Source organism: Cytophagaceae bacterium ABcell3, from assembly GCA_030913385.1.
Lineage (GTDB): Bacteria > Bacteroidota > Bacteroidia > Cytophagales > Cytophagaceae > ABcell3.
Window position 1 is genome coordinate 3,432,315 of the sequence record CP133159.1, and the last position, 20,815, is coordinate 3,453,129.

The window sequence follows — 20,815 nt, forward strand, 5'->3', positions numbered from 1 at the left end:
AGCATTTAAAATCCCCCTTAAAGTGGGCTATAACAGCTAGTTTCGGATCGGCCTCCGAAAACTGGCAAACAGAAACCTCGAAAAGCTTTTAATAGCAAATTCGGGGTTTTCTTTTTTATCCTAAACTATGCGCCGATAGATTTCGTCATGAGGAGCAAAATATTGAGAAAGTTTGCCCCATTACTCCAAAGTTTGTTTACTCTCCACTGTTATTTCAGAGCCTTCAGCAAACATAACAGAAGCCGGTTCAGCGGTATTTAAAAACTCGAATTCTTGGCCATAGACGAGCTTATAATCTACGGAGACATCATACCCGCTCACCTCATAGATCTTCCACTTAGGATGCGTTACTTCATACTCAATGCTTTTGCTTTCATTATACCTTGCATACCCCCAATAGTGTTCTGTGATAAACTCGGTTTCGCTATCGGGCTGCAAATTTTGGGCTGGCCTATCACCTTTCACTTGTACACTTTGCCATTTCCCTCCCTTTTTCCATTTATAAACAGCGCTTAAAGAGTCTTCCGTTTCTTCCCAAGTATGCTCCATGGGCATGGTTTCATAATTTTCATTGTAAAGGGTATTTGCTACTAAAGTAATTGCTGTTTTAGGCACAATTTCTTTAATAAACACCACTCCCCGACGCCACTCCCCATTGACAAACCTTTTGACATAAAACCTTAAGTTTACCTCTTCAAAATCTTTATGAAAAGGCACACCTATCCCCAATACTTTGGTATTTACAAACATAAAACCGACCAAACTTATATAACACCGCCCCTGCCACAAGTCTAGCTCCGTGCCAAAAGGAATGTGCTTTTCTAAAAGTGAAGGATCTACCTCATAGTTAAAAATTGCCAATTTTCGCCATTCGGCCTTTAAGAAACTCATACTCTATGTTTTTAAATATTAAACACATCTTTAACCTGAATTATGCAATAAGTTTTGTCATGAAGAGCAAAATATCAGCATTTAGAGACCGCAAAAAATAACAACGCTATGGATAACAAATTTGAGCAAAACGACTGATTTTAAGTTATTTTATTACATATTTCAGGTTTTAAGATTCTGGAATTAACAACACTTTTACCTATCCCCAAAGAGGTTTCTAATTTTTGCACTAACATATAAAATATTTACGCTGTCAAAAGCATCTCCAGACCTTTGCATAATTATTTGAAACATATAAGCTAGTTCAAAAGAAAGGTAATCCCCTGCGTCAAATTCTAGACCAAGATAGGTACGGTTTTGGTCAAAAACATTATACTGAATGCGGCTTCCGAAAGAGAGGAAAGCCTCGTTGTAAAACACCAAATCAGTGTTAGAAGATATAGGCCTTGTGAGCCTTAAGAGGTACCTAGCACGCCACTCACGCCAAAAATACCCTGGCCTTTCATCTGAAGATATCTGCCGGTGTTCAAGCCCATACCTATGGCTAACATTAAAGAAACGATGCTGATACTCTTTTTCCATCCTTAAAGAAAACCGAAATTCGTCCTGCTCTTCTACATCTTCAAACCAGGAGTCAACGGAAATTGGAACGTCATGCACATACATTAAAGGTGAGAAAGAGATGGTAAAATCATTGGTTGGGTTAAAGTGCAACCAAGCCCTATATCCCTGATACTGATAAAACCGAGCAAAGTTCCAATCATCCTCTCCAAAGTTTTGGCGTCTGTGTTGAATATCAAGCTCCACTTCCCATTGGTCACCCAAATCTTGATTAATATAAAATGCCGTCCAAAGCATTTTATGCCGGTTATAACTGCGCTCAAGCACATCGGGCTGTCCATAACTTATATGTTGAAAAAGCACAAAAAAAAATAGTGCAACAGAATATTTTAAAGCTTTTAAAACCATATCAAAAAAAATCATCCTCCATAAAACCGCTACCTCCTCATAAAGTTTAGGACCACAATCATATAGTCTGAAATTATCCAAGACAAAAAAGGCAAAATTACTATTATCTACATGTACATTTTATGGTTCTTTTGGCTCTTATTGTAAGCACTTAGAAAAACATTTCCTGAAAATTTGACTTAGATAGTTGTAACGCTTAAATTCACTTTAGCCTAGATCATGCATTAGATTTCGTTATGAAGGGCAAAAGAACAAGAAATCAGCGTATTTGGTTTGCAAAGCATAGTGGTTCTATGGTTAAAAACCAAATGCGACCGAAGCGTCTGATTTGAAGTTATTTTGCCACGTAATAGAAAGTTCTAATGCATATTTCAGGTTTAGCTAACAAAATAAGTTTTTTCACCCTAAAAAAATCTTTACAATGGGAAAAGGAGACAAAAAAACCAAAAGAGGAAAAATGATCATGGGGTCTTATGGAAATAGCAGACAACGTAAGAAACCTAATACCAACAAAGCAGAGCCTGTTCAAACAGCTGAGAAAAAAGTAAAAAAGAAGTAATAAAAGCCCCGTCATTTGGGGCTTTTTCATTGACAGCTACATTCATATAAAAGTTCATAAGAAGGACCTTCTACTTCATAATTTGGGAGAGTAACCTCTTTCATGTACACTACTTTTAAATTTGTAATTTTATCATCATTCCTACTGTTCCAGTAATTCATCAAATAATTGCAATAATATGGCCTAAAGTGTGAATTACTAATCAGTAATATGTTTTCCTGGTATTTCCTCCACCTATCTGTTGGAACAGTGCTATACACTTTTTTGGGCTTTTCCAAACTGACAGTCTTCCCTCCCCTATAAATATCCTTTTCCTCGTTTCCAATTAATACAAACCAACCATCGTCTTTAAAAACCCGTGGGGCAAACATGCCCCAATTTTGTTCAATTCGAAACAAGTTGGCTACTTTCATTGGGTATAGTTTCTCCGCAAGATCAAACTTTCTAAGACTAACCACATTCCCAAGCAAAACCACACAAATAAAAAAGCTTACACCCCATTGTTTAAACCTATGATCACTTAACAGTTGATCCTGAATTGTATTTTTACCTTTATCAAAAATACTTCCTGGTAATAAGCCTGCTAAAGTAACAGTGCCTATAATGGGAAAAAGTCCAACATTGAGCACTAGGCTTATCCCTAAATGAAGGCCTATGATCAGAATAATAAAACATAGCCTAAACCTGGAAACCGCAAAAGGAATAAGCAGCAGTAATGGTACCAAAAGCTCGGCAAACCAAACACTGGCAGTAAGCACGCGCAACAAGTCAGGGTAAGGATAAATTAGTTTTCCCACCGGGTATACCATTTGATCAAGGCTCAAGGCATAATAGACAGCGGTGAACTCGGAAGTCCATTCAGGCGAGTTTTTTAATAGCGCTGAAAAAAAATATACTGCACCCGTTTGCATCATATAACCGACTCCAGCCATAGAAAACACTCTATAATCAGTTATTCTTTGAGCTTTAATGGCATCTAGCGACCACACTCTTCCCCAGGGTAGGAACATGCCCCAAAAGAGGATCATGCGCAAAAGGTCATCACCTCCTTGCAAAACCAGAGGGTTCCTATTATGTAAAGAAACCATCATGAGCCAACATGCTATAGATACCCATCTGGTTCTATAACCAAACATCAGCACCAATGCAAAGACAAGGTTGAGCAGAAAGAGAAAAAGGGCAAATCCATAGCCAGAGGCCATAGTATAGAAAGAAAAATAGTAGTCGTTCCAAAGATACCGAAAGAGCACATTTAAAGGCATTACTCCCCCACTGGTATAATGCCCCTGAAAATCTCTCAGCCGAAGCAACAGGTCTAATACAACAATAAAAGCAGTGCCGACACGCAGCACTGCCAATGATCTAAGGTCAAAAATACACAGTTTTTTAATCTGTCTTTTTACATCCATCCTTTAAAGTATAAATCTTTCTCGCCAGTTTGGATCAGGAACCATACAGGCTTCCTTGTGGCCGAACCACTTATACCTATTTCGGGAAATAAACTCATAAACAACATCCCTGATTCTGGCCGGAACTATAATAAACACGTACATTAAAGGCCATAATCCTTTTAATTTTTTCATAATCCTCAAGCCAGCAGTTGAGCGCTTATATACTTTTCCGTTCTCTATAAGCACCACTGTTCGCAACCTATCCTCCACATTGAACTCGGCAAGTATAGGTGCTGCCTTTTCACATTGCTGACTTGAGAATTTGAAATACCCCTTAGGGTCCCTTTTCAGCACAAACTGTACAAAACCGTTGCACAGGTTACATTCGCCATCAAAAAGAATTATAGCTTTCCCTGACATACCTATTATAAGCTTTCTACAGCCATTTTGTTTGATTCTGTTTTTAAAATTGCTTGATAAATATTCTTCACGTTTTGGTCCCAAGTATGTGATGCGGCAAATTTTCTCCTGTTCATTCTTTTCTCCGGATCGTCCTCCAGCAAAGCTTTTTCAATTAACCCCACATATGCTTCTTTAGAATCCGCCAAATATACATGCTGACTAAAGAAGTCCATTGCTCGTGTCTTCGTTGCTATTACTGGTTTGCCCATCGCCAAATACTCGTCTAACTTTAGCGGATAGTTGCCAATGGTAATCTTATTTAGCTGCTGCGGGTTTAAGCATACATCAAAACCTGCAATCCAGTTAGGCAGATCTACTATATTCTGCTGGCCAGCAAAATGAACATTCTTCATGTCATGAAGCCTGCTTTTCCTGAAATCCTCGTCTTCCGTTCCAACCAATACCAAGTTCCAATCTGGTCTTTGCTCGGCAATGTGCTCTAAAATGTTTATATCGAGCCTAAGTGTTGTAAGAGCGCCTACATAGCCAATGATCGGCTGAGACATATTTTTAAGAGGTTCAGGAAGCTCTTTTACTTCGTCAGGCTTAAACAGGCTTAAATCGCACCCCTGCCCAACAAAATAAGAATTATTGTTATAGTTTGCTGCATAATCTGCGTAATAGGTAGAGTTAGCGACAACCACATCGGATTTTGCCAGCAGTTCAGGCTCTAGCCTTGAACCATGCCTATTCCAATAATCTACCCCTGTAATAAAGTCTCGGATATAAAATACAGAAAGCGCAGGGTTTAAGTACTCTTTTAAGTAAAAGCACCTAAACAGCTCATTATCATTTAAAAGAATAACATTATCAAAACCTAAAGCTTCTAACGCTTCATTAATTTTGGCTGCCAATAGTTTACTGTTCTTCCTATTGAACTTGTCAAAGATTTCGCCATTTTTTATCCAGTTTACAGACTGGCTTAATGTCTTAGGGTAAAACTTCCAAATGTTGGTGTCAACCTGTTGAATATCTTGTTCCTTTCCACGAAAAACGTTCAAACGCTTCGTGTTCACAGGATCAAACGGTTTACGGATGATATTGCTAACTTCAAGAGGAAGGTTTACAAATAGCACCCTGTTATCCTTCGCAATTTCTCTTGCTATATTAGAAGCATTCTTGCTCCCCACTTTATCATCCCAGTTCTCTAAACCAAGTATAACAAAATCTCTCCCTCTTAAAAGACCTTTCTTCATCGCTCCTGAAATTTTATTTAACTTTTTTTAATTTTTCGGAAACATTAATAGAGAACTGCTGATTATACTTATAAAGAAGCACCTCCCCAGGTTGCTTATAAAGTATCGGTTCAATATCAATGAATCCGAAGAGCCTTTTTTACTCAACACTCTGCTTTCTAAACATAAAAAATTAACTATACCGTTCAACCAAAAACAAAAGTCACTAAAAAACAAATACTTAATCAATTGTTTTTTTTCACTATAACAGCAGAAACAAAAAAGTAATACGAGACTAAAATAGCTTAAAAGGTTCATCAGTTCATAACTTTCCAAAGTATGTAGAAGTTACTTATTAAAGACAAAACCAGAAATCTTATGAACAAAGCTATAATAATATTAGGGTTAGCTGGCACGATCAGTTTAGTCTCCTGCGATGAAAGTGGCGAAGGAACAGAACGGCGTCCTGGAGCACCAGCAACAACAAGGGCAACACCTGGGCCAGAAGCAGGCGCTCCGACAACAGAAGACCGGCCAATGGCGCCAAGAACAGACCCAACAGATACGGCAGTACAAGGCACTACCCCAGGAACTACTGCAGGGCCAGGAGCCGCAGATCCTGAAATGCCAGAACCTCCTCCTCCTCGTGAGACAGATCCGAGAGATGGAGAAGCTGGTACCACAGCCGGTCCTGACCAAAACACTACAGGAGGCGCGGAAGCAAGGTAACAAAAGGGGAACGCCCCTTTTTTTTATTATATTTTTTTATCATTTATCCAACATCCTAGCGTTTTACCTTAAAAAAGTACATAACTATTGGACTTTACCAAAACTTGTCCTTACCTTTGCAGCATAAAAATATTTAAAAAAATGGATAGTACCCCCGGTCGAATACGGACCTTAATATTGTTCAACGCCCGTTGATCTGATTGCACCTTAGTAATCCCGATCAACTGGGATAACTTTGTGTAAACCATGGCTGTAAAAGCTTATATATACCCGAACGGTAAGTTTCATTTCATTTATATATCACCAAACAAAGCTAAAATTAATAGCTTTTGCCCTAGCTGTCATTTTTCTTTTACCATGTGGCTCCCCGCACTCCTCATCCCTATTTAGAGGAAACTTTCATTATTCACCCTCCAAACTCGACAAAAAGAGCTTGGAAACTTTACTATAAGCGAAATAAATGTTAGGAAAAGGGAAAAAGGCTAATTATGTCTCAGGAAACGAAAGATGTACTGGTAAAAGAAATAACAGAAGGAAAAGAAGCGCGCCAAATGGTACCGGAAATGAAAAAACTGGCGCTGGTTGAGCTGAGCGAAATCCTGTCTAGCTTAGATGATCAGGTAGTCATTGACCTTATGCCGGAGTTCTCCACTGAACAGCAAGGTCTGATCCTTTCAGAGTTCGACGTTAAAAAGCAGCTCTCTCTTTTCCAAAAAAGCGATGCCCGATGGTTTGCCGGAGGTTTTCAGCACATGTACTCCGAGAGTCGTGCGGACTTGTTCCAGCACATGACCCAGCAAGAGCAAGCTTCCCTTCTGCCATTTTTGCCCAAAAAGATACGCACAGACGTAATCCGATTAAGTGCTTACCCGCCAGAAACTGCTGGCGGTATTATGAGTACCGACTTTGCCACTGTTTGGGAAGATATGACTTGTCAACAAGCCATTGCCAAGGTACGAATGGATGCCCCTTCCAAAAAGATGATCTACTATGTTTATGTAGTAGATGAAAACATGTGCCTGGCAGGGTTTATAACTCTAAAAGATCTAATATTAATAGAACCCGACACGAAGGTAAAAGACGCCCTTCACAAAGAATACATATTCGCACACGTAGACGATGACCGGGAAAATGTCGCTGCCAAGATTGAAAAGTATGACCTGGTAGCCATACCTGTTTTGAACAACCAAGGGCAGTTGGTGGGTATTGTAACCCATGATGAGGCTATTGAAGTAATACGTGCTGAACATACAGAAGACTTCGAAAAGTTTATGGGGATTATGCCCGACAAAGAAGAGGTTTTCTATCTACAAACCTCTAGTTGGAGCCATTTTAAAAAACGGGTAATCTGGGTAGTTTCATTAGCTATTATAGGCATCATTTCCGGAATGATCATCCATAGTTTCGAATCCACCCTCGACAAATTATTGATTTTGGCCTTATACATGCCCATGGTAGCAGATACAGGAGGGAATGCAGGCAGTCAGGCCGCTACAGTGGTGGTAAGGGCACTAGCCTTGGGACAGGTGTCTGTACGAAACTGGTGGCGTATTATCTGGAAAGAAGCACAGATATCCTTGCTATTGGCTATCTGTCTGGGCGTATTGGCTTTTGGCAAGGTACTTTTTCTATCTTGGGAAGCAGATATACCAGAAGTTTACAACCTTTTCCAGATAGCATCGGTCATCTCACTTGCACTATCCCTACAAGTGATAACAGCCACCATCATAGGAGCAAGTTTGCCACTTATTGTCAGAAGGTTTAAAGGTGATCCGGCAGTAGCGGCAAGTCCGGCCATTACCACTGTCGTGGACATCACCGGCCTGCTCATTTATTTTGGAACAGCAGTAGCTTTTCTAAGTCTTTAAAGGAATATTTTCTTTCAATGAAAAGATGTAATCAAACACTTTCCAATTGAAGGTTAATGATTAAACACATAAAAATCACTTGACACAGGTAATTAACATAATAACAGGTTTTATTTACGGATTGTCACCTGTGCTAATAGCAACAATTATTGGAATAGCTATTTATAGTTCATTCCCAAACCTAACAGGAATAGTAATTTCTTGAGCAGTAGAAATTTCAGCAATATGGCTAGGGGTTAAAATTTTCAAGCGAGTTTCAAAGGTTGGGCCAACAGAATTTATGACAGCTCTTCATGCCACTCCAGATCTTGACCATCTTGAGCCAACATCTAATAGTGAAACAAAAAGAAGGCGTCCGTGCGAACTTGTGGAGCTAATAGAAGATAGTAAAAATCTTTGCAAAGGCGGTTCTTTAAGGCTTTATGGAAGTTGGTTTGGAAAACACTATGACAATTGTCATAAAATAGAAACCGCTCATTATTATAAAAGATTAAACATTGTAACTTTAAATTTTAAGGGAGGACTGAATTTAAAAGTATACAATCCAGAACACATTTTCGAAGCTTCAACATTTTTAAAAGTAGTACATGCTGACAGAGTTAAGCTATCTTGGATTAATGACAAAAAAAACATTAACCCAAGAAATTATTATATCGACTATACAAGGAAAAACAACAAAATCAGAACAGAAACTAACTTAAGTTGTCGCAAACCAACTTGCGACATTTCCCTAAATGCTCCTGCGTTAATTATTTATAATTAACGGTTGAAGTAACAAATAAGGACCAATGTCTTCATCGTTCTTCCATTTCAGACTCAATCTTTCTAATTTCTCCATTTAATGTCCTTGAAATCAGCCTTAGCACCTCCTCTGGATCCGGTTCCTGATAGTACACGGTTTCGTAAACACGGACAAACACTAACGGAAAAATAAAAGCCAGAAATCCACCTGCATAACTCCAAAAATCTTTGGAGTTTAATATAATTACGGTAAGAACCATCGCAAAAACAAGCGGGTAAAAAAGGGCATACATAACAGCCCGCAACTGACCTTTCAGAGACTCGGAGATAATAACCAAATCAATTCTGCTTCCAGATTCCTCCTGAACAATTTTTCCTTTTACACTCATAGGAGGTTTGTCAAAAGTTTTTAAGTCTAGCTCAAGACTGTTTATATTTCCCAACAAATATTTTTTTTCCGACAAGAAGTCCAGCCTAAACCCTTTTCTCTTCAAAATTTTTGAGGTCAAAAGCGCTTCAACTTCCTCTGCAGACTGTCGGCTTATAATCTGACAGGTTATTTTTCTCATGTATCAACACTTCTATAAGAATTGGCAGAACAAAAAATTAGCATTACTATTAAACCACCACAGACTAATGCTCCTTTGCCTGAAAAGCACCTATATCCCCTTAATAGGGTTTTTCCCCATCCAACCTTTAAAAACAACTAACACGAAAGCTGCCAAAAATTTAATTTTACCCATAACTCTTAAGAGCTCAGTTCAGAACTAACTTTGCAATTAACCTTTCACAAACTCCTCAAAAAAGCTTCCATCCCAGGTTTAAAGAAACGGAACTCACGAGACATGTTTCCCGGAAAGGAATTAACGGGAAACCACTGCATCTTCTCGAATTCATCTCTAATTTCAGGAAGCACATCTGAGTCTTGTTTTACCTCAACAAAGAATACAGTATTTTCTGATATGGAGGTTTTATATTGAAAGGCCTCAGGCTCTTTCCCTGAAGTGCTAAAACGGTCTACAGCAGCTTTAATTTCCACTGTAGGATACAACTCCTCTGATAGCTCACGTACAGCACCTTCAAAAACAGTCTCCCCTTCATCAGCTCCTCCACCAGGTAGCCACCAAAAATGTTCTCCTTTATTCTCTCTTTGCCCTAGAAGTACAAAAACCTTTCCAGCGTCTTTTCTGTAAAAAAACAATTTACCTTTCCTCTTCATGATAATAATGTTTATTCCCTAAGAGGACAAATATATTAATTTAATTAGTTAATTGATGATACAAAAATAACAGCCCTTGCCGGACCTGTTCCGGCATCTGTCAAAAGTTTGTAGAAAAGTGATTTTTTAATAAACGTATTTTACGGGTACTGCTACTTACCAACAGACCCCGCAACGGGTGCGGGGAGTGAGCATAAGGTTTTATTTTCGGCGTTAGTTTACCTTATGCACAACTATTAGGGGTGACTTCCCCTGAAAAACAAAATTAACAGCTCTTGCCGGACCCGTTCCGGCATCTGTTAAGAGTTGGCAGAAAAGTGGTTTTTAATAGACGTTCTTTATGGATAATGCTACTTACCAACAGCCCCCGCAACAGGTGCTGGGAGAGAGCATAAGGTTTTATTTTCTGCGTTAGTTTATCTTGGCGAATTCACTTTATCACTTTCCACAAGGTTGCCATTAATTTGGTGACTATACCTGAAAAACAAAAATATCAGCTCTTGCCGGACCCGTTCCGGCATCTGTTAAGAGTTGGCAGAAAAGTGGTTTTTAATAGACGTTCTTTATGGATAATGCTACTTACCAACAGCCCCCGCAACAGGTGCTGGGAGAGAGCATAAGGTTTTATTTTCTGCGTTAGTTTATCTTGGCGAATTCACTTTATCACTTACAAGGTTGTTGGTGAAAACACCAACCAACAGGGAGGGGAATAAGCCCTGTTAAGGGCGAAATATCGGTAGAACGTATCTTTAACTTCCTTATCAGCCCCATAGGGGCGAAACAAAAGAGTACAACGGAATGGAATCCTCCTACGTTACGATGACAGGTCTACAATCAACTTTCCTGTGGTTTTTCCATCTCTGAAAACCCTAAGTGCATCAGGGAGTTCTTCAAATGAAAACTTTTGACCAATGTAAGGCGGGTCAAGGTTCAACTCCATAATTTCTTGCAGGAGTGTATGCATCAGCTCTACCCTTTCGTATATCCAAATTAGGTTAAATCCCATTACGGCTTTGTTTTGGGTGATCATGGCATGAGGGTCTATCTTAGGCCTTGTTAGAAATTTCCACAATAGTTTAAGGTAGTTCGGCTTGTCACCAGACGGGGTATATCTCGCAGACCCATAGGCAATCAACCTTCCTGTTGGAGCGAGTAAGTCATAACTCATTTTCAGATACTTTCCTCCTGTAGTCTCTAGCACTAGGTTCAGTTCACGCCCGTCCAGTGCCGTTAGCACATCTTGCTTAAAATTATCTGACCTTACGACTCCGGCTCCATATTTTTCTTTTTGTAAAAGCGGTATTTTTTCATGGTTGCCCACCACCCCAATGGTATAAGCACCTAACTTACGGGCGATGCGGTTAGCCAATATACCCACCCCACCAGCACCGCTATGGATTAAGACTGCATGGCCTTTCTGCACATTTCCCAAAGGTTTTAAAGCGTAGTAAGCTGTTAAAGCCTGTACGAGAAAAGCAGCACCTTCTTCAAATGACCAGCCTTCAGGAAGCAGCTCTATGTATTGAGAACTGATATTAAGGTGGTCTGCATATGCGCCGAATTTGGTTACCCCCATCACTTTGTCACCTTTCTTAAACCTTTCCACACCGCTGCCTACCTCCTCCACTAGACCGGAAAACTCTAGGCCAGGAACAAAAGCTTCATTTTTAGGAGCTGCCTTATAGAGTCCCAATACTGTAAAAATATCCGCATAGTTTAACCCTATGGTCTTAACTGATATGGTAACTTCGTCTGGCGCGGGAGGGTCAAGCTGCTCTTCTACACATGCCAAATTTTTCAAAGACCCAGTCTTCCGAACTAAAAACACCTTTCTTTTCATAGCAGAAAGGTAAGGTACACAAGACAAAAAATCAAAATTGTTCCTTGGGATACTTTTTAAAAATTTACCAAAACTCCTACAGAAGCATAATTAATCCATGTAAAATTATAAACCTCATCAACATCAGCGCCGCCTTCTAACAATCTATAGCCGCCTTTAAATGTCAGATATTGATTAAAAGTATAGGTCAATCCCAAAAACACATCCTCTGCCCTACCTTGTGGCCCTACAAGTGCGTCGCCTTCAAACAAAAGACCAAAGCGGTCATAAAAACTCCACAGGGTATAAAAGTTAATAAGTGGCACGAACCCTAAATCAGTTTTTTCGCTAGTTGTTCCGTTTCCAGACAAACGTATGGCTGCGTCTCTGATTTTACCGGTTATACCAGCCCCAAGCACAAAGTTCTCTCGTACAATAAAATTATACCTATAGGTAAGACGGTAAGAATTAAACCTGTACCTTCCAGCTAATTCGCTTCCCGCTTCAAATACATCATTATTGAAGCGCACATCATCTGCAAATACTCCATCGGTATATTTAAGTGCCAAGGGAGCAAAAAGAGCTGATATAACATGCCTGTCGTTAAAGGTATACCCGACCCTTGCTCTGTAAAAAAACTGGGGATTGCTTTCAAAATTATCATCAAAGTCAAAAAAAGTACCCTCATTGCCAGGCACCCTTACCTCGTTATAGCGGGTGCCGGTAACTAGCCCTGTCTCAACATCGGCAAAAAACTGTCCTAATGCATGATGTGTAAACAAAACATAAAAAATTAGGCCAAACCAATACTTCATAAGTGTACAGTTTAGCCATATAAATACCTATATAGGCTAAATTGTTTTACAAGAATGAAAAAGTGATTTTAAACTGGGTCATGTATTAGATTTCGTTATGAGGGGCAAAAGAAAGTTCTAATGCATAATCCAAGTTTAAGGCAACGCTTTTTTCAAATCAAGGCTACTATCGTCCTTAACCTCTATTACTTTCACAGAATCTAAAGGCACAGGTGGTTCTATGACTATTTTTACTTTATCGCCTAAGAACTTGGGCTGGTGGTTAAAAAAGTAAAGGTCTGAAACAGCTTTACACCTAGCAAAAAACTCTCTGGCTTGCATAACACGGGTATAATTTGCTTTAACCCCCTCTGCTGAGAAAGCGATGGCATTCAAACCGTAAAAATCACTGATAAACAATGCCCTGTTGCAATGGAAACTCTGAGTAACAATGGTTAGCTTGCTCCTTCCAAAAACCTTTTTGCTCCTCACAATGGAGTCAAAAGTGCGAAAGCCGGCATAATCAAGGGTAATAGCAGAAACGGGGACATTTTTTGCCAATAAGGCTTTTTTCATATCCTGTGGCTCGTTGTAATACGAAAGGGAGTTATCCCCACTTACAATGATATGCTTTACCTTGCCTGAATGATATAATGCTGCTGCAGCCTCCATACGGCTTTTAAAAAATAGGTTTACCCTTCCACTCCTGTTGTACTTGCTGGTGCCCAATACCAAAGCCACATCATTTTCAGGTATCTCATTAATATTGGTATATACCCGACCCTCTGTTTTTGCCAACATCCAGATATTGATAGAAGCAGCCCCTAAAACAACGAGCAGCACCATTATGGTAAGCCCTTTAAGTAGTTTCTTTAAATTCTTTCTCAAGCTTTCTTTATTATACTGAAATATTGCTTTTCAAGCATATGAGGTTTCTTCACCGATTTTCTTACCCACCTTCTAATGATTTCCTCAGCCTCTTCTTCCTTTAAACGCCAATCTAGTGAAGAAGCGTCTAGTTTTTCCCTTAAATTCTGTATCATTATTGCAGCACATACGGAAATATTCAAACTTTCAGTAAAGCCATGCATAGGTATTTTAATAAAACCATCGGCCAGATCCATCGCTTTGGGAGATAATCCTGTATGCTCTGAGCCAAACATGATGGCAGTTTTAGTGTCAAGCTGGTAGTCTCCAATGCTAATATCATCTGTATGCGGGGTGGCGGCCAGTACTCGATACCCTTTGTCCTTTAACGAGTTAATACATTGTTCGGTAGCATGGACACCTTTATATTTTTTTATGTCTATCCACTTCCAAGCACCAGAGCCAACTTTTTTACTAATAGAAAACCTAGACTTATGTTCAATAATGTGTAAGTCCTGAATACCAAAACATTCACATGAACGTATTACGGCATTTCCATTGTGGGGTTGGTGAATATCTTCCATCACTACCGTCAAATGGCGGGTACGACGACCAAGTACATCTTTTAGCCGAGCCATACGCTCTTCTGTAAGAAAGCCTGAAAGATAAACTTTCAGGCCTTCTTCAATATCATCTGAATCAGAACAAGCCCAATTGGTCTTTTCCATCATCATCATCTTTTTTGTTCTTGGGCTTTATGTCAAGCTTTACACTCGACCCCGGTTTGTAACCACCATCGTCACCAGAGCCTTCTTTGTCCTCCTTTTTCTTAGCACCAGATTCAAGCAAGGTCACATTTTTTACTTTTGCATTAGAAACTTTATTCCCTAACGCTTTCCAACCTTTAATGTCAAACTCGGACAGTTTTAGTTCAGCATCAGGTTCTGTGACATATTTTCCTTTTACATAGCTTACCTTGACCAAAGGTTCTTCTGAAGTAGAAGCAAATAACAACTTCGTTCCCTTTGTTTCTGGAAGAAAACTAAATTTCTTTCCTACGGTAGCCGTTTCTAGCCTAAACCGCTTGATATAGTTTACGTTAGATTCTCCCTCTACATAGACCGCAGAAATTACCAGCTCGTCGGTTACTTTATCAATATCAACTACCGTTGGGGCATCATAGCGGTTGGTCAATTCATAAGAAGTCAATTCGTAAGTCCCATCGTTATACAACACAATGACCCGGTCTTCTCCTTCAAAATTGCCTATATACCGCCCTCTATTATCATAATTCAACCTTCCTACCACTTCATCGTACCAAATATCCACACCGCCGAGGGTAGAAGCCCCACCGGATTTGAACTGAATTTTTCGAACAGGATATTTGGTGAGGATATTACCTTGGGAACCTCTTCCTTTAATGGCAATAGAAGCAAAGTCAAACTCGAAAACTTTCATTCTGGCCTTGCAGCCTGGTGTCAGGGTCACTGTTACAATCTCCGCCTCTCCGTTAGGATTAGCTGTAAAATATAATACTTTAGAGCCTTTGGTTCCCTTAGTCAGGTCATACTCCTTGTCCCTGGTAACAGATAAAATCTGGAAACGCTTGACCATGGAAAAACCGCTTTTCCCATCTAGGTATATCATGTTATATACCATACGGTCGTCATTCCGTTTGAACACCCCGGCATAAATGATGTTCTTGCCCGCAAAGACTTTCTCCTCTATCCGCTTTACCACACAAACCCCATCTTTACGGAAAACGATAATGTCATCTATGTCTGAGCAGTCGCAGATATATTCGTCTTTCTTAAGGCCATAGCCAATAAAACCCTCACTTCTGTTAACATAAAGCTTCTGGTTTGCCGCAGCGACTATATTGGCAGATATGACATCAAAAGTCCTGATCTCAGTTTTTCTTTCCCTGCCCTCTCCATATTTCTTTAATAAGTTTTGGAAATATTTTACTGAGAACTCAATGATATGCTCAAGGTTATAGTTTACCTCGTCCAGGTCTTCTTGAAGTTTGCGCAACAGCTCATCTGCTTTGAAAGAGTCAAACTTCGAAATCCTTTTAATCTTAATTTCTGTAAGCTTAATGATATCATCTTGGGTAATTTCTCTGAAAAACTGGCTTTTATAAGGCTCCAAGCCTTTATCTATAGTAATGAGGACATCTTCCCAAGTTTCACATTCCTCAATATCCCTATAAATACGGTTTTCAATAAATATCTTTTCTAAAGAAGAGAACAGCAACTTTTCCATAAGGTTGCTGCGCTTGATTTCCAGTTCCCTGGTAAGCAAAGCAACCGTCTGGTCGGTACAAATCTTCAGAATTTCGTTTACGCTAATGAAGTGCGGTTTATCTTGAATAATTACACAAGCATTAGGAGAGATAGACACTTCACAATCTGTAAATGCATACAAAGCATCTATAGTAATGTCAGGGGATGTATTAGGCGCCAACTGCACCAGTATTTCAACATCCTTTGCGGTATTGTCTATAACCTTCTTGATCTTGATTTTTCCACTATCATTCGCTTTAATGATAGAATCAATTAGATTGGTAGTAGTTACACCATAAGGTATATCTTTAATGACCAAGGTTTTCTTGTCCAGCTCTTCAATCCTGGACCTAATCCTGACTTTTCCGCCTTTCTGCCCTTCGTTATAATTGGTAACATCAATCATTCCCCCTGTTTGGAAGTCAGGGTAAATGGTAACGGGTTTATTTTTAAGGATATTAATAGAAGCCTCCAATAGCTCGCAGAAGTTATGCGGCAGTATTTTTGTGGCAAGGCCTACAGCTATACCTTCCACACCTTGCGCCAACAACAGAGGAAATTTAACAGGAAGCGTAACAGGCTCCCTCTTCCTTCCATCGTACGACAGTTGCCAAGGTGTAGTATCAGGGTTAAAAAGTACATCCAGAGCAAACTTGGAAAGCCTGGCTTCTATATACCTAGATGCGGCCGCCCTATCGCCCGTACGAATATCACCCCAGTTTCCTTGAGTATCTATCAAAAGGTCTTTTTGCCCCAGGTTCACCATAGCGTCGCCAATAGAGGCGTCTCCATGGGGGTGGTACTGCATAGTCTGGCCAATAATGTTGGCCACCTTATTATACCGCCCGTCATCCATTTCGTACATGGCGTGCAAAATCCTGCGCTGCACCGGTTTCAACCCGTCCTCAATAGCAGGAACAGCCCGTTCTAGGATTACATAAGAGGCATACTCCAAAAACCAATTTTCGTACATTCCTGAAACAGGAATTACGTCGTGTGAAAACTCACCGTTGTTATCATCGCCCTGTTCAGGGCCATCCTCTATTTCATCTTCAGCCATAAATCTGGTCGGATAATATTTTGTGATCGTTCAAAATTAAGAACTAAAATAAAAAATCAAAAAGAGAGTTTATATACCATACATAGCCTCCAAATTCCCTGCACAATTAATTGGACAAGGAATTTTAACAGGTTAAATTTGGCAAAAAATTAAATGAAAAACACCATACTCCTTTTATTTTGCTCGATTATATTTTGCTCCTGTGGAAGTACGCCTGAAATAGAAGGCTTTAGTAAAGAGGCTTGGGCCAACGACATAAAAGGCTGTAACAACCACAGAGGAGACCTTGTAAAGCTTTTACTGGAAAATAAAGAAAGCTTAAAAGGGGTTTCAGATAAGAACCTTTTTAAGCTGCTTGGAAAGCCTGACATGCAACGCTATTATGAAAGGGGCAAAAAAAGCTACTTATACTTTTACGAACCAGGCGACCAATGTGATGACGCTTCAGGACAAAAAAACGGCAAAAGAATAGCTTTTGAGGTAAACTCTCTAGGAGTTGTTGTTTTAATAACCGAAGAAATCCGTTGAAAGTAAAACTATATCTTCTTTCATTTCTATTATTGACCGGTATAGGAGCAACGCAAGCACAACCGCTTGCAGGAAGGGAAAGTATGCTCCTCCCTTACTCCATCAATGATACCCACTCTCCCCTCCTTGCTGATGCTGCCAACCTAAAAGTAAACTCCTCCCGGTACGGCTTTCTATTGGGCATGCACCAAGGCCGGACGACCTTTTTCGAATTTGGTGTACAAAAACACTGGAAAAAAGTCAGTCTAAAAAATCCAAGAATGTATGCCGTATATGGAACAGCAGCTTATAGTTTTCAAGACCGGGTCTTAGGGTACCAGGCGGGTGTATGGACTAAAAAAGGTGTAGACTTGACTTATGGACTAAATACATGTTACTATACTGATTTTACAGGAAGCCGCTTTGGTGGTGGCCCAGTGGTCGGCTTTAGGCTCTTAGGTTTCCACCTTATGACGGGATACAACTTTTTACTGGGGAGCAAAGAAATGGAAGAGGCTAACAACCTGCACGTGACCATCAGATACTTTATCCCTACCGATATTAAATATAAAACAGACCAAAGTAAAGAACGCAAGCAAAAGCGAAAAGAAAAGGCTAAGGAAAAAGAGCGCAAAAAGAAGCAAAAAGAAAAAGCCAAAAAGAAAAAAGCCAAAGAAAAGGCTAAAAATAAAGGACAAGAACCGAGTGGGCTCAATAAACTTCTTATCAAAATGAAGCTCAAAAAAGCTCCTGAGCCCGAAAAGAAAAAGTGGTACAAAAAGTGACGAAGCAGTACACTATTGTTATAATTCCAATGGATCAAAAAGCGCATTGCTTTGACCTGCACAAGCAGGAATCGAAACAATGACAAATATCACCCAACCTGAAAAACCAACTAAAAAAACTAATAAACAACAAGTTAACCTACACACATAATTATTACCTAATTTTTATTTAGACTTTTTCTAAATAAAGTTTGCAAAAAAAACTTTCGGGTATAACTTTGCGACTGTAATTTAAAATCAATCTAAATAAAAATGATTTTCAATATAAACCGGAAGCAGGTAATTAAGATGGCGTGCCTGTTTTGCATGAGTGGTTCCTCCGCTTTGAGTCAATCAATTCCTGACTCAGTAACAGTAATTTCAGACACTGCCCTAAGCAAGCTCCCACAAGTAGAAATTATCGGAGAAAAAGGTAGCCTTTTGAAAAATATACCTGGCTCAGCAACTTATATTCCGGAGCAAGAAATAAGAAAAATAGCCCCTATTAGTGGCAATGAAGTATTTAGAAGAACTCCCGGTGTACACGTGGTAGATGAAGAAGGTGCGGGTTTAAGATTAAATCTGGGTATCAGAGGATTGAACCCTGACAGGAGCCGTAATGTGTTGGTCTTGGAAGATGGTATCCCCATTGCGCTTTCACCTTATGGCGAACCTGAGCTATATTACACGCCATCTATTGATAGAATGCAAGGTGTGGAAATATTGAAAGGTAGTGGACAAATTATGCATGGTCCCCAGACCATCGGAGGTGTCGTAAACTATATTACCCCTAACCCTCCCGACAGTACCGAAACAAGGTTAAGGTTACAAGGTGGACAAATGGGTTACTTTATGGGCAATGCCAGCTTTGGAACCACGGTAGGAAATACCGGTATATTGGTCAACTATTTACACAGAAGGGCTGACAATATGGGGCCTACTTGGTTTAGGGCAAATGACCTGAACATAAAAACCGTTACAAAGCTAGGCAACAAGCATACGGTAGGAATAAAAGCGGGTATTTATGACGAAGTTTCCAATGCTACCTATGTAGGCATGACGCAGCGTATGTTCGATATGGGAGGCATGGACTTTGACAGAATTGTCCCTGATGACATTCTGCCTATTAGAAGATATTCATTAAGCGTGAACCATGTCTATAAAATTACACCACGCCTAAAGCTGAAAAATTCGGCATTTGGATATACCACCACTAGAAACTGGCAAAGGCAAGACTATGCTTATAGTATTGTCGAAGAAGGAGCGCTAATCAGTCCAAACGATTGGACAGGTCAATACTTCGGAGACCCTTCTGTAACAGGCGGTGCTATATTGCTAAGAAACAGAAACCAACACAGAAACAGACAATTTGAAGTAGCTGGTGCTGAATCCAGGTTAAGCTATGACGTAGATTTTACCAATAACATAAGCAACCATACTGAAGCTGGTGTACGGTATATTTTTGAACGTGCTTTAGAACAACGTTTAATAGGCAGCAGCCCGAACTCAAGGTCTGGTGAGTTAAGAGACGATGAAATCAGGACTGGTCACGCACTAAGTGGTTTTATACATAACAGAACGGACTTCACCAAAAGATTTAGCCTCACATTTGGAGCAAGGGTGGAATCGTATAACTATGAAAGAGATATCCTTAGATTAGGTTTTGTTGACACAGCTTTAGTTAACAACAATAATGTTTTAGGTGTAATTCCCGGTGCAGGGGTCAACTATAACGTAAACGACAGAATTACAGTATTTACTGGTATACACAGAGGTTTTGCCCCTCCAAGAATTAAAGATGCCATCACCCCTGAAGGAGAAGCTCTGGAACTAGATGCTGAATTTAGCTGGAACTATGAACTAGGGACAAGAACCCGTCTCCACGAGGCTGTTTTTACTGAAATTACTTTATTCCACATGGCTTTTTCCAACCAAATTGTACCAGCAGCCCTTTCTATGGGAGGCGCAGGCGTTGGTTTTGTCAATGCAGGAGCTACAGAACACAGAGGTGCTGAAATAGCCTTAAATGTTGATTTTAGCAAACTATTCAACACCAGATATAAATTTTTCTATGATGCCAATATCACTTTAGTAGATTCAAGATATACAGAAATGGAGGTTCCTAGGGATGGCGTTGATGAAAATATTGCAGGAAACAGATTGCCATACGCACCTCGTTTATTGGTAAACAGCGCTGCCGGTTTTGAGCTGCCAGTTGGAGTGGGTGTAAGAGGTGTGCTCACTTATGTAGGCCGCCAATACACCGACCAAATTAATTCTGAAACCCCTGATGCCAATGGTAGAACTGGGGTTATGCCATCTTACTACTTATTGGACGCCACCGCTTATTATAGAATGAAAAACATTCCCTTGACCTTCACACTTGCTGGTAAAAACCTTACCAACGAAAGGTACATTGCCACAAGAAGACCTCAAGGTATTACGGTAGGCCTTCCAAGGATGATTACCGGAGGAATTGAGTTTATGTTTTAAAACTCAATTATGTAACAGAGTTGTCATGCAGAGCTCTACTGCATAACCTGAGTTTAATTAATTTTTATTTTTAAGGGCCACCTTCGGGGTGGCTCTTTTTTTTGCCTAAAAAAATAGTTTAGACATAAGGTAGTGCTAACGAAGTTTTTCTTATATAGAAAGGTTTTAGAAAGCCGTACTTTTCTGCAAACTTTTGACAGATGCCGGAACAGGTCCGGCAAG

General features: G+C 39.8%; 19 protein-coding genes. 7 read left to right on the forward strand and 12 right to left on the reverse strand.

Features of this window, described 5'->3' with window-relative positions; all coding sequences use genetic code 11:
* Positions 1-180: 180 nt before the first annotated feature.
* Together RCC89_13755 and RCC89_13760 are read right to left on the reverse strand one after the other, a co-directional pair.
* The gene (locus RCC89_13755; protein WMJ74223.1) at positions 181-891 is read right to left on the reverse strand and encodes a DUF2071 domain-containing protein; all 711 of its coding nucleotides are present in this window, start codon (positions 889-891) and stop codon (positions 181-183) included.
* 195 nt (positions 892-1,086) lie between these two features.
* A complete protein-coding gene (locus tag RCC89_13760) occupies positions 1,087-1,749 on the reverse strand; it encodes a DUF2490 domain-containing protein (GenBank protein WMJ74224.1) in 663 nt (220 codons plus the stop codon).
* A gap of 532 nt (positions 1,750-2,281) precedes the next feature.
* On the opposite strand from RCC89_13760, the gene RCC89_13765 reads away from it, so the two are divergent.
* On the forward strand, positions 2,282-2,419 hold the full coding sequence (locus RCC89_13765) for a 30S ribosomal protein THX (protein WMJ74225.1): 138 nt from the start codon (positions 2,282-2,284) through the stop codon (positions 2,417-2,419).
* Between the two features lie 26 nt (positions 2,420-2,445).
* On the opposite strand, the gene RCC89_13770 is transcribed toward RCC89_13765, so the two are convergent.
* From RCC89_13770 to RCC89_13780, 3 genes are read right to left on the reverse strand one after another with little or no spacing between them, the layout of a single operon-like run.
* Positions 2,446-3,828 (reverse strand): HTTM domain-containing protein, encoded by a 1,383-nt coding sequence (locus RCC89_13770; GenBank protein WMJ74226.1) that lies wholly within the window; start codon positions 3,826-3,828, stop codon positions 2,446-2,448.
* 3 nt (positions 3,829-3,831) lie between these two features.
* Positions 3,832-4,230, reverse strand: a complete 399-nt coding sequence (locus RCC89_13775; GenBank protein WMJ74227.1) for a DCC1-like thiol-disulfide oxidoreductase family protein — start codon at positions 4,228-4,230, stop codon at positions 3,832-3,834.
* Positions 4,231-4,235: 5 nt separating this feature from the next.
* Positions 4,236-5,468: a glycosyltransferase gene (locus RCC89_13780; GenBank protein WMJ74228.1), complete on the reverse strand. Its 1,233-nt coding sequence runs from the start codon at positions 5,466-5,468 to the stop codon at positions 4,236-4,238.
* A 357-nt stretch (positions 5,469-5,825) separates the two neighbouring features.
* Between RCC89_13780 and RCC89_13785 the strand changes: the two genes are divergently transcribed.
* From RCC89_13785 to RCC89_13795, 3 genes are all read left to right on the forward strand, one after another.
* Entirely contained in the window at positions 5,826-6,176 is a 351-nt protein-coding gene (locus RCC89_13785; protein WMJ74229.1) for a hypothetical protein, read from the forward strand.
* Positions 6,177-6,664: 488 nt separating this feature from the next.
* Positions 6,665-8,044, forward strand: a complete 1,380-nt coding sequence (gene mgtE / locus RCC89_13790) for a magnesium transporter (protein ID WMJ74230.1) — start codon at positions 6,665-6,667, stop codon at positions 8,042-8,044.
* Between the two features lie 280 nt (positions 8,045-8,324).
* Complete coding sequence (locus RCC89_13795) at positions 8,325-8,807, forward strand: hypothetical protein (GenBank protein ID WMJ74231.1); 483 nt, start codon at positions 8,325-8,327, stop codon at positions 8,805-8,807.
* A gap of 31 nt (positions 8,808-8,838) precedes the next feature.
* Here RCC89_13795 and RCC89_13800 read toward each other — a convergent pair whose 3' ends face one another.
* From RCC89_13800 to RCC89_13830, 7 genes are all read right to left on the reverse strand, one after another.
* On the reverse strand, positions 8,839-9,354 hold the full coding sequence (locus RCC89_13800; protein WMJ74232.1) for a hypothetical protein: 516 nt from the start codon (positions 9,352-9,354) through the stop codon (positions 8,839-8,841).
* 218 nt (positions 9,355-9,572) lie between these two features.
* Positions 9,573-10,004: an NUDIX hydrolase gene (locus RCC89_13805; GenBank protein ID WMJ74233.1), complete on the reverse strand. Its 432-nt coding sequence runs from the start codon at positions 10,002-10,004 to the stop codon at positions 9,573-9,575.
* Positions 10,005-10,818: 814 nt separating this feature from the next.
* Entirely contained in the window at positions 10,819-11,844 is a 1,026-nt protein-coding gene (locus tag RCC89_13810; protein ID WMJ74234.1) for a zinc-binding dehydrogenase, read from the reverse strand.
* Between the two features lie 56 nt (positions 11,845-11,900).
* The gene (locus RCC89_13815) at positions 11,901-12,638 is read right to left on the reverse strand and encodes a hypothetical protein (protein ID WMJ74235.1); all 738 of its coding nucleotides are present in this window, start codon (positions 12,636-12,638) and stop codon (positions 11,901-11,903) included.
* A gap of 135 nt (positions 12,639-12,773) precedes the next feature.
* Entirely contained in the window at positions 12,774-13,505 is a 732-nt protein-coding gene (locus tag RCC89_13820; GenBank protein ID WMJ74236.1) for an ElyC/SanA/YdcF family protein, read from the reverse strand.
* Complete coding sequence (locus tag RCC89_13825; GenBank protein WMJ74237.1) at positions 13,502-14,212, reverse strand: RNA methyltransferase; 711 nt, start codon at positions 14,210-14,212, stop codon at positions 13,502-13,504. Before RCC89_13825 ends, RCC89_13820 begins: the two co-directional genes overlap by 4 nt.
* A complete protein-coding gene (locus tag RCC89_13830; protein ID WMJ74238.1) occupies positions 14,184-16,829 on the reverse strand; it encodes a DNA gyrase/topoisomerase IV subunit A in 2,646 nt (881 codons plus the stop codon). The genes RCC89_13825 and RCC89_13830 overlap by 29 nt, the downstream gene beginning before the upstream one ends.
* A 153-nt stretch (positions 16,830-16,982) precedes the next feature.
* On the opposite strand from RCC89_13830, the gene RCC89_13835 reads away from it, so the two are divergent.
* The 3 genes from RCC89_13835 to RCC89_13845 all read left to right on the forward strand — a co-directional run bounded on the left by RCC89_13835 (position 16,983) and on the right by RCC89_13845 (position 20,593).
* A complete protein-coding gene (locus tag RCC89_13835) occupies positions 16,983-17,357 on the forward strand; it encodes a hypothetical protein (GenBank protein WMJ74239.1) in 375 nt (124 codons plus the stop codon).
* Positions 17,354-18,121, forward strand: coding sequence for a hypothetical protein (locus RCC89_13840; GenBank protein WMJ74240.1), 768 nt, complete (start codon positions 17,354-17,356; stop codon positions 18,119-18,121). The genes RCC89_13835 and RCC89_13840 overlap by 4 nt, the downstream gene beginning before the upstream one ends.
* Before the next feature lie 252 nt (positions 18,122-18,373).
* The gene (locus RCC89_13845; GenBank protein ID WMJ74241.1) at positions 18,374-20,593 is read left to right on the forward strand and encodes a TonB-dependent receptor; all 2,220 of its coding nucleotides are present in this window, start codon (positions 18,374-18,376) and stop codon (positions 20,591-20,593) included.
* The last annotated feature ends 222 nt before the right edge of the window (positions 20,594-20,815 follow it).